The 13,713-nt window shown below is 63.4% G+C and carries 17 protein-coding genes and 1 pseudogene; 16 read left to right on the top strand and 2 right to left on the bottom strand.

Annotation, left to right across the window (positions count from 1 at the left end; translation table 11 throughout):
- Positions 1-1,060: 1,060 nt before the first annotated feature.
- The 10 genes from BLU38_RS32250 to BLU38_RS30690 all read left to right on the top strand — a co-directional run bounded on the left by BLU38_RS32250 (position 1,061) and on the right by BLU38_RS30690 (position 5,651).
- Positions 1,061-1,501: an ANTAR domain-containing protein gene (locus BLU38_RS32250; RefSeq protein WP_407939639.1), complete on the top strand. Its 441-nt coding sequence runs from the start codon at positions 1,061-1,063 to the stop codon at positions 1,499-1,501.
- 243 nt (positions 1,502-1,744) lie between these two features.
- On the top strand, positions 1,745-2,071 hold the full coding sequence (locus tag BLU38_RS02165; RefSeq protein WP_172836048.1) for a hypothetical protein: 327 nt from the start codon (positions 1,745-1,747) through the stop codon (positions 2,069-2,071).
- Between the two features lie 63 nt (positions 2,072-2,134).
- Entirely contained in the window at positions 2,135-2,452 is a 318-nt protein-coding gene (locus BLU38_RS31535) for an SDR family NAD(P)-dependent oxidoreductase (protein WP_231920142.1), read from the top strand.
- On the top strand, positions 2,449-2,670 hold the full coding sequence (locus tag BLU38_RS31530; protein ID WP_231920141.1) for an SDR family oxidoreductase: 222 nt from the start codon (positions 2,449-2,451) through the stop codon (positions 2,668-2,670). Before BLU38_RS31535 ends, BLU38_RS31530 begins: the two co-directional genes overlap by 4 nt.
- A 41-nt stretch (positions 2,671-2,711) precedes the next feature.
- On the top strand, positions 2,712-2,945 hold the full coding sequence (locus BLU38_RS02155) for a hypothetical protein (protein WP_091531686.1): 234 nt from the start codon (positions 2,712-2,714) through the stop codon (positions 2,943-2,945).
- Positions 2,946-2,983: 38 nt separating this feature from the next.
- Entirely contained in the window at positions 2,984-3,484 is a 501-nt protein-coding gene (locus tag BLU38_RS02150) for a DUF4383 domain-containing protein (protein WP_231920140.1), read from the top strand.
- 416 nt (positions 3,485-3,900) lie between these two features.
- Positions 3,901-4,029, top strand: coding sequence for a hypothetical protein (locus BLU38_RS31980; protein ID WP_269458152.1), 129 nt, complete (start codon positions 3,901-3,903; stop codon positions 4,027-4,029).
- Positions 4,030-5,071: 1,042 nt separating this feature from the next.
- A complete protein-coding gene (locus tag BLU38_RS32245; RefSeq protein ID WP_407939728.1) occupies positions 5,072-5,206 on the top strand; it encodes a DUF1264 domain-containing protein in 135 nt (44 codons plus the stop codon).
- Entirely contained in the window at positions 5,146-5,490 is a 345-nt protein-coding gene (locus tag BLU38_RS32240; protein ID WP_407939727.1) for a DUF3072 domain-containing protein, read from the top strand. Before BLU38_RS32245 ends, BLU38_RS32240 begins: the two co-directional genes overlap by 61 nt.
- Complete coding sequence (locus tag BLU38_RS30690) at positions 5,487-5,651, top strand: hypothetical protein (RefSeq protein ID WP_172836047.1); 165 nt, start codon at positions 5,487-5,489, stop codon at positions 5,649-5,651. Before BLU38_RS32240 ends, BLU38_RS30690 begins: the two co-directional genes overlap by 4 nt.
- 52 nt (positions 5,652-5,703) lie before the next feature.
- Here the strand turns inward: BLU38_RS30690 and BLU38_RS02135 are convergent, their stop codons facing one another.
- A complete protein-coding gene (locus BLU38_RS02135; protein ID WP_091519142.1) occupies positions 5,704-6,249 on the bottom strand; it encodes a hypothetical protein in 546 nt (181 codons plus the stop codon).
- A gap of 581 nt (positions 6,250-6,830) precedes the next feature.
- Between BLU38_RS02135 and BLU38_RS02130 the strand changes: the two genes are divergently transcribed.
- From BLU38_RS02130 to BLU38_RS32235, 5 genes are all read left to right on the top strand, one after another.
- Positions 6,831-7,871, top strand: coding sequence for an SDR family oxidoreductase (locus BLU38_RS02130; RefSeq protein ID WP_091519138.1), 1,041 nt, complete (start codon positions 6,831-6,833; stop codon positions 7,869-7,871).
- Positions 7,872-8,369: 498 nt separating this feature from the next.
- Positions 8,370-9,362 carry an IS481 family transposase gene (locus BLU38_RS02125; RefSeq protein ID WP_091519136.1) on the top strand — a complete coding sequence of 331 codons (993 nt, stop codon included), beginning with the start codon at positions 8,370-8,372 and terminating at the stop codon, positions 9,360-9,362.
- A 202-nt stretch (positions 9,363-9,564) separates the two neighbouring features.
- On the top strand, positions 9,565-9,984 hold the full coding sequence (locus tag BLU38_RS30685; RefSeq protein ID WP_157683158.1) for a hypothetical protein: 420 nt from the start codon (positions 9,565-9,567) through the stop codon (positions 9,982-9,984).
- A gap of 128 nt (positions 9,985-10,112) precedes the next feature.
- Positions 10,113-10,787, top strand: a complete 675-nt coding sequence (locus BLU38_RS02120) for a DUF6766 family protein (RefSeq protein ID WP_091519132.1) — start codon at positions 10,113-10,115, stop codon at positions 10,785-10,787.
- 609 nt (positions 10,788-11,396) lie between these two features.
- A complete protein-coding gene (locus BLU38_RS32235; RefSeq protein WP_091519129.1) occupies positions 11,397-11,723 on the top strand; it encodes a DUF2188 domain-containing protein in 327 nt (108 codons plus the stop codon).
- Between the two features lie 131 nt (positions 11,724-11,854).
- Here the strand turns inward: BLU38_RS32235 and BLU38_RS02110 are convergent.
- A pseudogene (locus BLU38_RS02110) lies at positions 11,855-13,025 on the bottom strand (IS3 family transposase).
- Positions 13,026-13,489: 464 nt separating this feature from the next.
- Here BLU38_RS02110 and BLU38_RS02105 point away from each other — a divergent pair.
- On the top strand, positions 13,490-13,711 hold the full coding sequence (locus BLU38_RS02105) for a DUF2188 domain-containing protein (protein WP_091519125.1): 222 nt from the start codon (positions 13,490-13,492) through the stop codon (positions 13,709-13,711).
- Positions 13,712-13,713: the final 2 nt, after the last annotated feature.

Below are 13,713 nucleotides of genomic sequence, written 5' to 3'. Positions count from 1 at the left end.
GACCCGAAAGCCGGGAGCGAGCGCTGGACACACGAGACGTCGCGGCCGTCCGTCATGGCGACGTCCCTCGATGTCGCGACGTGTTGTCGCGGGTCGGTCCGAGGGCTGTCGGTAGTGGCTGATCAACCGGCAATCGGGCCCGGGCACGCCCGACCTGGGCCGCACAGCGTGCACCGGTGTCGCTGTCCTACAGCGGTTACGTGTTGTCGGTTCCACCCGGCTGGCGGAGGAAGTCGTGGCATTGATGGGCTCGTGTCGAATGTTCAGCCATGCACGCTCGGAGAACTCAGCGATCTGATGCTGGCCGGCGTTCCGGGCATCACGCACATACTGGCCGTAGTCATGGCCGGCCTCAACGCGTGATACTGCACGGACAGCAGGTCGTAGGTGACATCATCCAAACCTGTTTCACCCCTCGCCATCGAGTGCATGGCTTCTGCCGATCATGAAAGCCGCCGTTGTGGCCGGGAAAATGCAGTACTCCCGCCCGCTGACGTGACACGCCGCCAGTCAGACCGAGGAGTGAAGACCGGCGGAGCGAACTCGACCGTTGCACGATGCCGAGGGCGCGGCCAGGGCCGAAGAAGGACGTGGCCACCGCGGGCAGCTGGCTGTGGATCTCCGGGCGTTGAAAAGCCGGGATCGGGTAGCTGTCAGGGCACGGATGCTGCTCGGGCCGCTCACCACAAAAATCGACCCGCGAGGAGGAACGGTGGAGACGCGGAACAGCACCCGGCTTTACAAGCGACCAGGCGATGCACCGAGGCGCCGCAAGGATGTCGGCCTCCACCGAGTCTCTGCGGGGCCGACGCCTTGCTTCATCACTACACGGCCAACAACGCTCGCGCGGGCTCGACAAGGGCGAAGTTGAACGACTCGCGGTCGGCCAGCGTCGGACGCAGGGCGGCCGACCACGGGCATCAAGCTCGGGCCCACTCACCGCGCGACCGGGCCGGCTCCTTCCCACCTTCCTTTGTCGTCCGATCAGTGTGACCGGCCAGTCGACGATCATGGAGCCGGTGACGTCCTTCCGACTAGAGACCTCAGGGCGCTTCGTTTCATGGCTTTTCGGAAAGGACTGGTTTCGTTTGGTGTGTGGCTGAATGATCGTTCGCGTGACAACGTGAATGTGCACAGCGCTGCTGACCGCTCTTGCAGCCGACTACCGGACAGAACGGCGGACTTTGAACGAGATCGTGGGCGATTCCGTCAGCACCGACAACGCTGCCGTTGTGGCTGGCGCGGCCGCTGTCCAACTTGCGGAGGCGCGCCGCGAGGTGAGGAGGCCGCGGGCCGGGTTGTCGTCCAACCGGACGATCGCGATGGCGATCGGGCGATTGATCGAACGTTATGTGTTGTGCCGGAGGCAGCGTTCGAGGTGTTGCGCCGAGCCAGCCGGAACTCCAATCGTACGTTGCACGATATCGCCGCCGATTTGATCGTTTCCGGCGATCTGTTGGCGCCGCCGCCGAGATCAAATCATTGCCGCCCGAATTACTAGTTGCGGCGCACAGTTGGGTGGGCTCGCCCGAGGCGGGACATGACGTCGGGACTCCAGCGGGGACAGGTCGTGCGGCGCATAGCCGTACGGATCGTCGGTGCCGTAGAGCGCGCGATCAGGTGACATGTTGGATCGGCAGAGATCTGGGTACCACATCAGGAACGCCGCTGATGGCGGGCGAAGTCCGCCGCAGCGCGCTCGCCGTGAACCGAGGGTTCGAAGACGATCACGAAGGAAGGCTCCATGTCTGCCACACATGCGCATTCGTCACCGCTCTCCCGGCGAGGGGCCGCGAGCACTAGCCGCGCGAAGCTGCAAAAGCGGCATCGAGCGGACTTGATCTTGTTGGCGATCGGGGTGCTGCTGCTGATGATCCTTGTGGCCGGAATCATTGGGCTCGTGGCCACCGCGGAACCGACGTCGACGGGCGGAACCGTCGGCTACACGGCCGACGGGGCCGCTTGGGTCAATCCGCCACGCATGGCCATCTTCTGGCTGTGGGTCACGATGATGGATGTCGCGGCCATCCTTGGCTTTGGTGTCGCCGCGGCGGCCATGCATCAGAGCTAGACCATCAGCGGGACTGAACATCTGGGGCTGTTTAGCCCGCTGCTCCGGGGGCAAGAACGGGTCATGGTTTTCATACCGCACCATGCCATCGTCACAGCCTCAGATTCCGGTATCGGCGGCGCCACAGCCGTAGCGCTGGCCAAGGTTGGACTCGATATCGGCGTCACGTGGCATAGCGATGAGCAAGGCGCCGCCCAAACCGCTGACGAAGTCCGCGCAGCGGGGCAGCGGGCTGAGGTGGCTGAACTCGATGCCGCCGACTTGGACAACTGCGGCGCCGCTATTCACGATCGTGCCAGCAGGCTTGGCGGTGTCGACGTGTTTGTGAACAGTGCCGGCACCGGAAGCAGACAGTCAACTAACGATCGCCAACGCCGATGACCGGCCAAGACGACGAAGAGCCGAGCGCCAAGCGCCGCCCAGGTCGTCCGCTCAACCGATCCGGCAAGTGCCTGGGGATCGCGGCAGTCATCGCCTTCCTGAGCAGCGAACGAGCTGGCTACGTCACCGGCGCCAGCTGGCCGGTCGACGGCGGAAGACTACAGATGGGGCCGCAAGCCGGCTCCCACCTGCGAATCGATGACTGGCGCCTGATCTGAACGTGACAACAGACATCAGAAACCGGGATAGGAGATCCGAAATGAGCAGCAACGCTGAAACAGGCAACGTTACAGGGACCAAGGACAAGATCTACAACCTCTTGTGGTTCACCGAAGCATGCCTGAGCAATGCGCTCCGGCTCGAGGAGTACATCCATGATGCCGACCGGGACGGCGACAGCGAGGTCGCCGAGCTTTTCCGCAAGGCGCAGGCCGAGAGCCGGAAGGGTGCCGAGCAGGGCAAGCAGCTCCTGGCGGGGCGCCTCCAGGGTTGACTCTCTCAGCATCCCGTGCGGAATGACAGGAGAAGCTGATGGCGGACACCGGCAACGACCCAAGAGAAAGAACCAGCATCCCCAACCGCGCCAGTGTGCCCGACATGACCCGGGCGCAGCTCGTCACACTGGCTATGTCGGGCATCTTCCTGCTCGTCGGTGTGCTCGGGTTCATTCCTGGCATCACCAGCAACTACGGCCGGCTGGCGTTCGCGTCGCATCACTCGGGTGCCCTACTCCTCGGTCTCTTTCAGGTATCGGTGCTCCACAATCTGGTCCACTTGATCTTCGGATTGTTCGGACTGGGCGCGGTGCGTCACCACCATCGAGCTTGGCGCTACCTTCTTCTCGGCGGTTGCGTCTACTTTGCCCTCGCCGGATACGGGCTGATCGTCAAACTGGCTTCGACAGCCAATGTCATACCCGTCAACGCCGCCGACAACTGGCTGCACCTCGGGCTCGCGACGATCATGATCATCAGCGGGCTCGTCACCAGACGCGTGCCCGCCGAGCCTCCGCGTGAAACGAGCGCCGAATAGCGCCCGGGACGCTGGCAGTTCGTCCCGGGAGTGGCGCTCTACCCTCGCAACATTCATGCATCAGCAATCGGCGTAAGCAGGGCGGCGACGAAAGTTGGGGCGGTCGGCCTTTCGCCGCCCATTCAGCGAAAAGGGCTTGGCGAGGCCGCGGTGAGGTGGCGCTCGGTGCGACTGGGCGTTGCTACGACTGGCGTGCGGCCCGGAGTTGTCTCGAATCTCGGCTGGGTCGTGAACCACCGAGCTCGAGTTCAGCTACATCCAGAGACCCCCGTGCACGGGCAGAGCGGCGGTCTTTGCGGGTCGCGCCCGACGAACAGAATCGTGCTTGACCAGCACTAGCGCTTTACCTTCCCATGGGGTAGAACTAGTGTGCCAGCATTCGCCGGTATCCCCTGTGAAGGGAAGTGTGGCTCGCTGTGACTAGCGTCAGCATCGAGGGTGAGTTCGAACAATTTCCGGTGTTCGACGATGTTTGGGATGACGACGAAGAGGTCGACGATCTCCCCGACTCCTACAAGGATCCAGAGCCGCTGGTGCCAAGCTGAATCTGCTTGGGAGAACCAGAATCGGGCCCCCACCCTGGCGTTTGGGGTGGGGCGCCCGATCTAACGTGCCCGCTAACCACGGTGACGTCGGCAGCGGAGCCACCAGGAGCACATCGTTGCGACCAACCCCATTACTCGGTCCACTGATCTCTTCCGGCTTTGCCGGGGACCGACCTGGTTGCGCAGCGCCACTCGGACAGGTTAGGCAGAGTCATTGCGGCCCGGCTGGGCATCGGCGTCGGCGCCGTCACCTTCGCAGGAGCGGCGCCGAGATGCGCTGCGGCAGTGCGCCAACCGATCGAGCTTTCGCTGACCCTTGAGAGCTCCGGCACCGCGACGCTCCTGGCTTTGCTGGCCGCCGACTGCTGTGTCACGCGGCCGTGATCTGGGCCGCATGTCCATCTGGGGCCAACCAATCGAGATTGAACAGAAGCGTCGACTGCATAAGGGCACGGGTTGACTAGTCGGCCGACCTTGTGATTTCGAAGCAGCAGCAAGCCGGTCCGTTGCCGCGCAGCTGCACGCTTCCCTCCTCCCAATTGGGGTAAAGAGCCGCCATGGGTGTACACGGTTCGCGTCTCGCCATGCATGGTCGCAAGTTCAATCGGAGCGATCGGGGTCGGTGTCGCCGCTGGCGTGGCCGGTGCTGCCGGCATGGCGTTTGGGCGCAAAGCCGTGGCTACAGGGACACTGAGGGCCGGGCATCGGCTCAAATGTCCGGTGCTCGATCTGGGATTAGCTGTGCTGCGGCGAAAGCAACCACTGGATGCGATGAGCACCCGTCGTGACGGCATCCGCGTGTACGCCGACGTCACCGGCCGGCGGGTGGAAGATCGCGGCCTGATCGTCGGTGGCGATGGGAGCAACACGCTTCGGTACCCTCTGCGGCACGATCGGCATCAGCGTGTGAGATTCGACAGGAAGCTCCCGACGTCCGGCGGATCGGGGATCGAGTACATCTTCAGCAAGTACCGGCTCGAGACGTGCCGGAGGAGAGAAGCGGTTGTGGCACAGCTACCAATAAGAGGTAAAGAACTTAGGCATCTGGCCGCACCCGGTGGCGCAGACCGTCGAACACGCCTTTCTGGCGGATCCGGCGCTGGCCTACGGCAAGACGTGCCACACCTGGCAGTTCGACCGCAGCGACTTTCCCTTCGGGGCTCCGCGCCGACAATAAGGATCGTTGCCAGCCTTCAAGGTTGGCGTGAAGGGCTGGAACGCGATCCGGACGACAGGGCAAGGTGGAACGGGCCGATGGCCGGTGCTCAGCGCAGCTGTTTGGACACCCTGCCCAAGGAAGCCGGTGAACAGATACCTGCCAACCTCAGCAGAGCTGATGCATCCAGCACATCGATCGGCTGCAGAACCGCTATGTCAGCACAGTCGGCTAACCCGGCGGAGGTTGATGTGTCGGTGTTCAAGGTCAGGACTTCTGATCCAGGGACGAGGCACGTGGGATGAGGACCGAGTACAAGGTCGTCCAGATGAGGAAGCCGGGCAAGATTGATTCACGCAATGAGAGCGGCATCATCTTCGACAAGACCTACGCCAAGAGAGTTGCCGAAGAGACCGAGGGCATCCTGCTCACTCGAATGATCTCTCCGTGGACGGTCGTGAAGTGATCGAAATGCTCATGCCCACCCCGGCATCGGCGACCGAGTTAGACGACATGATTTAGGTCGCCTGACCGAGTGAGAGACTTCCGAGCCCCCAGGCTTGGACTTCGTTGAGCCGGACCCGATACGGCATACCTGTGCTCGGGGCGGGTGTTCCGGCGCTGAGCATCACGTAGGCGTCGACGAGGTGCACGTGGGGGATGGCTGCCCACCGGGCGTCAATGGCGTCGTTGGTCAGAGCGGCATCCTCGGTCTCCCAGGCCTGTCGGTAGGCGTCGGACCGCTCTTGGAACTCGTCGGCCCACCCGGTGAGGAGGGTGCTGGTGGCGCCGGCTCCCGATTCGTGGATGTCGTTCAGTGCGATGGCCCACTCGCGGGCGGAGCAGACCGTGCCGCACACCAGTGTGCCGCCGACGAGCAGGTTGACCGTGGGCCCCTGGCCGTCGCGATCTTGGTACGGATCGATGATCTGGTAGAGCCGGTGGTCGCAAGTCTCTTTGACGTACTGACGGATCCGTTTGCGCTCGCGCTTGCTGGGCCCGGTGTTGTCCACGTAGGACGAGGGCGCCTCGTCTCGCGCTTCCTCCGCAGGCTGCTCCACCATGCGCCGGACGATATCAGCACCACTCTCGCGTCTGGCATGCCGACACCATGGCCCTGAACCAAGATCAACAATCATGCCGAAGTCTCGCCTCGGTGCAGCGCCGACGCAGCCCATCCGTTTCGAGATCTGCACGGAGGCGGGGGAGGGCCCCGCACCGTTGCACGGGCCGCCCCGCGACAGCCAAGAGAGTTGAAACGGTCGTGACGCGAATCCACAACAGATCCAGGTGCACTCGCGCGGACGGGGGTGCAGCTGGAGGTTCGCTGCGCATCAGCCCGAGCTTTCGGGCCGAACCGTCGCGCCGCCACAAGGTCTGCCAGTCGGCGCTGTTCCGCTCGTGCTCGTGGCTGGTCGTCAGGTCCAGCGCTGAAGACCAAACTCAACGGCTCGAGAAAGGTCTGTCACTCCGACCACCGGGATACCAAGAGTGAGCATCGAGCAATTTTTGAGCCTTCGGTCTCATTCGGGTCGGCTCGACCTGTCTGGGTTGTTCAGGACTTCTTGCGTTGCTCAGACTTCGATGGCTCGGCGGTCTGGTACCTGCGTGAGGTGGCCACAGGTCGGGTACGGCATGGACGGTGATGCGCCGGCGGCGGCGCACGAAAGGAGATGCCGTGTCGTCCGTTGTGGTGGTTACCGGTGCTTCCGGCGGTATTGGTCGCGCGTGCGCGGTGGCGTTCGCTGAGCGTGGTGCTGCGATTGTCTTGATCGCGCGGGGCGAGCAGGGCCTGCAAGGGGCTGCCGATGATGTGCGGCGACACGGCGGCACACCGTTCGTCCTTCCAGTCGATGTTTCCGATGCCGACGCGGTCGAAGCAGCAGTGGACCGTGTCGAGAACGAAATCGGCCCGATCAGCGTTTGGGTCAATACCGCGTTCACATCGGTGTTCGCCCCGTTCTGGAAGATGACGACCGATGAGTTCCGCCGAGCCACCGAGGTCAGCTATCTGGGCTTCGTGTACGGCACGTGGTCGGTGCTGCGCAGGATGATGGAACGAGATCGGGGGACGATCATCCAGGTCGGCTCGGCGCTGGCCTACCGGTCGATTCCGTTGCAGTCGGCCTACTGCGGCGCCAAACACGGCATCCGCGGATTCCATGAGTCGTTGCGCGTGGAGTTGCTCCATCAGAAGAGCAACGTCAACGTCACCATGGTCCACATGCCTGGTGTGAACACGCCACAATTCCGCTGGGTGCTGTCGCGGATGCCGGACAAGGCCCAGCCCGTGCCGCCGATCTACCAACCAGAGATTGCTGCCGAGGCAGTGATGTTCGCCGCTGATCATCCGCGCCAGCGTGAGTACTGGGTCGGCTCGAGCACGGTGGGGACGATCCTGGGCAACAAGATCGCACCGGCACTACTGGATCACTATCTCGCCATCACCGGTTTCAAGAGTCAGCAGACCAAGGAGCCGAGCGACCCTGACGCGCCGGTGAACCTGTGGGAGCCGGCCGATGGAACCGACGGGAAGGATTTCGGATCTCACGGCGTCTTTGACCAGCGCGCCAAGACTCGAGCGCCGCAGCTGTGGCTGGCGCACCACAAGTACAAGCTCGCTGCCGCAGCGACAGCGGCAGTGGCGGCAGGTGTTGCTGGGATCATCCGCAGGGCCGCTCGGTGAGCCGGCAACGCAACGGCTCGCTGCGACCAACCGGCGCACTGGGAATCGGCTGGGGCACAGTCCTGCTGGCAAAAGGCCCGGTCCTGTTCTCCCGGCTGGAGGGCCGCAGCCCTGACCGGGCCGAACGAGCCGCCGTCCATCTCCTCGGCGTCCGGCACCTACTACAAGGCAGCCTGCAACTTGCTTCACCTACCAGATTCGTTGGTTTGCATACGGTGGTTGACATCGTCCACGCCGCGACCATGATCATCGACGCGGCGATGCACCCTCAGCGTCGTCGAGCAGCAGTCCTCAGCGGCGCTATCGCTCTGGTATCGGCACCCAATCTAGGACGCTCAATTCATGGTCGTCTCCGCCGAGCATGACCGCCCGCCAGTCTAGGTGTGATGTCCAGGGAGGTTGTACCGCTTTGGTTCGGTGAGTCGGCGGGACAAGTGAAGGCCTCCGGTTGTGAAGTGGAGCTGTCTAGTTCACCGCTTCACTGACCAGGAGGCCTTCGTGTCCCACGCTAACGCTGCTTTGACCCCGCGCGCTCGTCTGCGGCTGGCCCGACTCGTTGTCGATGCCGGTTGGACGTATACGACGGCGGCCAAGATGTTCATGGTCGCCCCGAAGACGGCGAAGAAGTGGGCCGATCGCTACCGGGCGGAGGGGACCGCGGGGATGTCGGACCGTAGTTCTCGTCCACACAAGAGTCCGACCCGGACCAGCCCGGACACGGTTCGTCAGATCGTGCGGGCGCGTTGGCGGCACCGGCTCGGACCGGTCCAGATCGCCGGCCGCCTCAACATGCCAGCCTCGACGGTGCACGCGGTGCTGGTCCGCTGTCGGATTAACCGGCTCTCCCACATCGACCGAGTCACCGGTGAGCCCCTCCGCCGCTATGAGCATGATCATCCCGGGTCGTTGATCCATGTCGATGTGACCAAGTTCGGCAACATCCCTGACGGCGGCGGGCACCGGTTCGTCGGGCGCCAACAGGGTCTGAAGAACCGTGCCGGCACGCCAGACAGGCCCCAGAGCAAGCACCGCAACCCACTGCTGGGCACCTGTTATCTCCACACCGTCATCGACGATCATTCCCGCGTCGCCTATGCCGAGATCTGCACCGACGAAAAGGCGATCACCGCGATCGGTGTGCTCCGCCGGGCGGTTGACTGGTTCAACGACTGCGGGGTCACGGTAGAACGAGTGCTGTCCGACAACGGGTCGGCCTATGTCTCCCGTGCCTGGCGGAATGCGTGCGGCGAGCTCGGCATCGTCCACAAACGGACTCGGCCGTACCGGCCCCAGACCAACGGCAAGATCGAACGCTTCCACCGCACCCTGGCCGATGGTTGGGCCTACGCCCGTCTCTACACCTCAGAAACCGAACGCCGCGCCGCACTCCCGGGCTGGCTGCACTTCTACAATCACCACCGAGCCCACTCCGCCATCGGAGGCAAACCACCACTCACCCGGCTGACCAACCTCCCTGGACATCACATCTAGGGGCCCCGCGCTGACTCGTCTTCTGCCGGACCGAACTGCCGAAATGCTACTGAAGGTGTGAGCCGCCCGTTGTGGGGTATACACAACGTAGGAGGCACTCCAAGCGGACATCGCATCGGTGCGATTGCGATTGGCAGCTGGCGCGCCCAATGGGTCGTCTGAGTTCACGCGCGGACAACGCCGCTCGGGAAGGAAGGCAAGCATGACTTGGCTCGCAAAGCCCGGCCTGCGATGCGGGCTCCTGTCCAGTGCTGTCATTGTGCCGTCGTTATTGCTGCTGTCAGGGTGCGCTTCTTCGGCTCAGCTCCCTGCACAGCATGCCGCAGCAAATTTTCAAGCCGCCGTTCACAATCACGACACCGAAGCGGCCTGCAACCTGTTGTCGCAGGAATCACGCAGCGCGCTGGAACAGACCAGCACGCAGCCCTGCGCCGTGGCGCTAAAGGCACTGGATCTGACGACGGGAGCCCCGCGCACCGTTGAAGTGTGGGGTGACAACGCGCAGGCCCGGCTGCCGGACGGTGTCTTGTTCTTGGCCAAGTTCCCCGCTGGCTGGAAAATCACCGGGGCCGAGTGCGAGGCCGAACCGGAGGATCGCTACTCGTGTGCGGTGCGGAGCTGACATGCGCATCGTGTTCACCTTCACAGTGTCGTTCATCGCCGCCGGGCTGGCCTACATGATCATCATCGGATTGTTGCAACGATGATCACGCCACGCCAACTCATTGGGTTGAGAGGGGAGGGTCGTGGATGAGAACTTTCCTGCGGGAGAACAGTCTGAGCCTGTTCTTCGGGACCATTCTTATCCTTGCTCTGGCCGGGCAGGCGATCGCCGGGTTGGCCGAGATCAACCAGCAGCAACTCACCTCCGGTCTGCACCCCGTGACCTTGGGGGACTATCTCCTGAGCTCGGACTTCGCAGTCGATGTCGCTGAGAACTGGCAGTCGGAGTTCCTGCAGTTCCTGCTCTACATCTATGCAACCGTGTGGCTGTACCAGCGCGGATCGAGCGAGTCAAAGGAGCTCGGCAAGTCTGGACCCGAATCAGACCAAGATCAGCAGGTCGGCCGCTACGCCACGGATCGGTCGCCGGCATGGGCGCGAGCGGGCGGCTGGCGGCTGGGCCTCTACTCTCGGTCGTTGACACTGGTGATGGGGACCATCTTCCTCCTGTCCTGGCTGGCGCAGTCGGTTGCCGGCCGCGCCGCCTACAACGCCCAACAGCTGAGTGAGTACGAAGATCCCGAGAGCTGGCTGGGCTATGTCAGCTCTGCTGACTTTTGGAGCCGCACCTTGCAGAATTGGCAGTCAGAGTTCCTGGCAGTAGCAGCGATGGCAGTATTCGCGATCTTCCTTCGTCACCGCGGTTCCCCCGAGTCAAAGCCTGTCGGAGCACCGCATGACAGCACTGGCGTAGAAGGCTAGTGTCGCGTCAAGCTCGTCGCATCATTGGTCTGTGCTGGCGGCTGCTGGGCTATCGCCCGATGCTCGGTGTCGGCGGCGCGCCCCAAGATGCCAAATCTTGAGCTGTCGATCGGCACCCACTGACCGTCGGGCTGCTGTTGCGCTGGTGATACGTCCGCCGCGCTTCCAGACTCGATCGATACGAGCCGCCGCGCTCAGGCAGATCGTGTTGGAGATCGAGAATGGACCTTTTACGCCACGTCTTCGGACGGTGTGGCCGTCATGCCGGGGTCGAGCAGCGATACTTGGGGCTGGGTCAAGTTCTGCCGCAGCGCGTCGCTGAGAGCGATACGGGCCACCACAAAAGACGGTCCGACGCCCATCCAGGGGATGTGCGCCGGACCGTCATCTCGCGGTAGCCGTTGAGGCTGCGTGCGATCAACTCTCAAGACCTCTTCGTTGCTTGAGCGCTATTCCCTCCGTACCCAGCCAAGAGAAGGAACAACGCCCCCAGCCCAGCACTCCCCGCATGCTCTCCCCGCGGTCGTAGCTACCGTGCTCGGGCTGGTCGTCCGCCGAGCGCTGCGTACCTTCATCCGGCTGCGACGCTTTTGAACTTGCCCACTGGGTATGGCGATGGCGTGGGCCGGGGATGGTCAAGTTGACGACGGAGGCAGGGGAGGCGACGGGCCGATGGCGGGTCGAAAGTTCCACGTAACGCAGGCGGGACAACGCTGGCAGATTGAGGTCGACGGCGTAATGATCAGCGAACACGACACGCAAACTGGAGCGGTGAGCTTAGCCAGGCAGCGTGCCCAGGCTGAGGTGCCATCGGAGGTCTTGGTGCATGGTGCAGATGGCCAGATTTACGACACGGCCAGTTACTCAGGCGATCGGTTCGGACACAGCCACAGCCAACAGCCCGGCCCGAATGAGGCCCGCCGCTGTCAGGGGTGACCACAAGAGGACACGGACATGGCCACCCAAAGGCCAGTCGGGATGAATGTTCAGGTGAGCGTGGACATCGTTGCTCGCCCACGGGCTCAGGGGCGGCGGGGGGACTGCTGCACGAACTGGTGACAGTTGGGTTAGGCCGCCTGTGTGGCGGGTGTGTTCATGATCAGCTCGCGTTCGATGGGTGTCAACCCGTGGAGTCGGTCTTGGCGTCGTCGGCGGTGGTAGGTGCGTTCGATCCAGGTGATGATCGCGATCCGCAACTGGACACGGCTTGTCCAGATGTGGCGGTCAGGACGTTCTTTTGCAGCAGGGCGAAGAACGATTCCATCGCCGCGTTGTCGCCGGCGGCTCCGACCTGACCCATCGATCCGGCCAGGTCATGACGGCGCAACGCTCGAACGAACTTCCGGCTACGGAATTGCGATCCTCGGTCCGAATGCAGAACGCAGCCGGCCACGTCGTCACCGTCACGTTGGCGTCGTCGGACCGCTGACTCCAGCGCCTGAATGGCTAGTCGGGACCTCATCCGGTCGCTGATGGAATAGCCGACGATCCGGTTGGAGTAGACGTCCTTGACCGCGCACAGATACACCTTGCCCTCACCGGTGGGATGTTCGGTGATATCGGTCAACCACAACTGGTTCGGCCCGGCAGCGGTGAAGTCGCGGTGGACCAGGTCGTCGTGGACCGGTGGGCCAGGCTTCTTGCCGTTCTTGCCGCGTTTCTTACCGAACACCGACCACCACTGCTGATCTCGACAGATCCGCCACACCGTCCGGTCACAACCGGCTTGTCCGACGGCGCGGGCTTCGTCGGCCAACAGGCGATGCCCGAACTCCGGGTCGTCTCGGTGAGCATCGAAAACGGCGTCGGCCAGATAGGCCCGGGACAGTTCTTGGTCGGTGATCGGATCGGCCAGCCACCGGTAATAGGGCTGGCGGGCGATCTTGAGGACCCGGCACGTCACCGTGACGGGGATGCCGTCGACGGCCAACTCGCGGACGAGCGGGTACATCATTTCCCCGGCAGGTTCGCCTGGGACAGATACGCCGCGGCCCGACGCAACACCTCGTTCTCCTGCTCCAGCAGCCGATTCCGACGCCGCAACTCCTTCAACTCAGATGACTCCGCCGAACTCGTCCCGGGCCGGCGGCCGTCCTCGATATCGGCTTTAGCCAGCCAGTTCCGCAGGCAGGAATCACTGATGCCGAAGTCCTTCGCGACCTGACTGATCGGAGCATCACCCTTGCGGGCGACGGCCACGACATCATCGCGGAACTCTCGTGGATGGGGTTTGGGCACGATCAACATCCTTCCAGTGATGCCCACAGACATCACAGATCAGATGTCACCTACTCGTGCAGCAGTCCCCTCGGCTCGAATCCTCCGTCGAGATCGACGAAGCGATCTCTCCGACTAGCGGCTCCGCGCTCGTCCGGATGTGCTCGACGCAGTGCTCGCCGAAGGTGCCGTTCTGGCTTGACTCATTTAGGTGCATCCTCTTGCTCCGCAGGCACTGTCGGTCATGCTTCTGACCACTTCCGCAGCGGTGCCTGCCAGAATGCCGGTCGGGACCATGGTGGCGATGAGGTTCGCTCCAGACCGTCATCTGAACGCAACATGCGACGCTTCGGGATTTGTCGGACAGCGCTCGGCGCTAGCCGTGGGCTGTTGTACGCGTGCAACATTGAGCGGTGCGGTCGCCCGTTCCCGCATCCTCAGAGTGGGTAACGCGTGGTCGATGGATCCGACTGGGAGGGAAGGTCATGGCGCACGCGCAGTTTCACGTCGTTCCCGACGATGGTGTTTGGAGGGTTGAGGAGAACGGACAGGAGTTGAGCACGCATCAGACCCAGCAGGAAGCGATCGATGATGCCCGACATCGTGCGCAGACGGTGCGACCGTCGCAGGTGATCATCCATGGCCGCGATGGGCGGATTCAGGACGAGTCGACCTACGGTGACGATCCGTTCCCGCCACGCGGATGACG

This window comes from Microlunatus soli (assembly GCF_900105385.1).
GTDB classification, from domain to species: domain Bacteria; phylum Actinomycetota; class Actinomycetes; order Propionibacteriales; family Propionibacteriaceae; genus Microlunatus; species Microlunatus soli.
The sequence above is the reverse complement of the archived record's forward strand: the minus strand, read 5'-3'. Positions and strand labels throughout refer to the sequence as shown.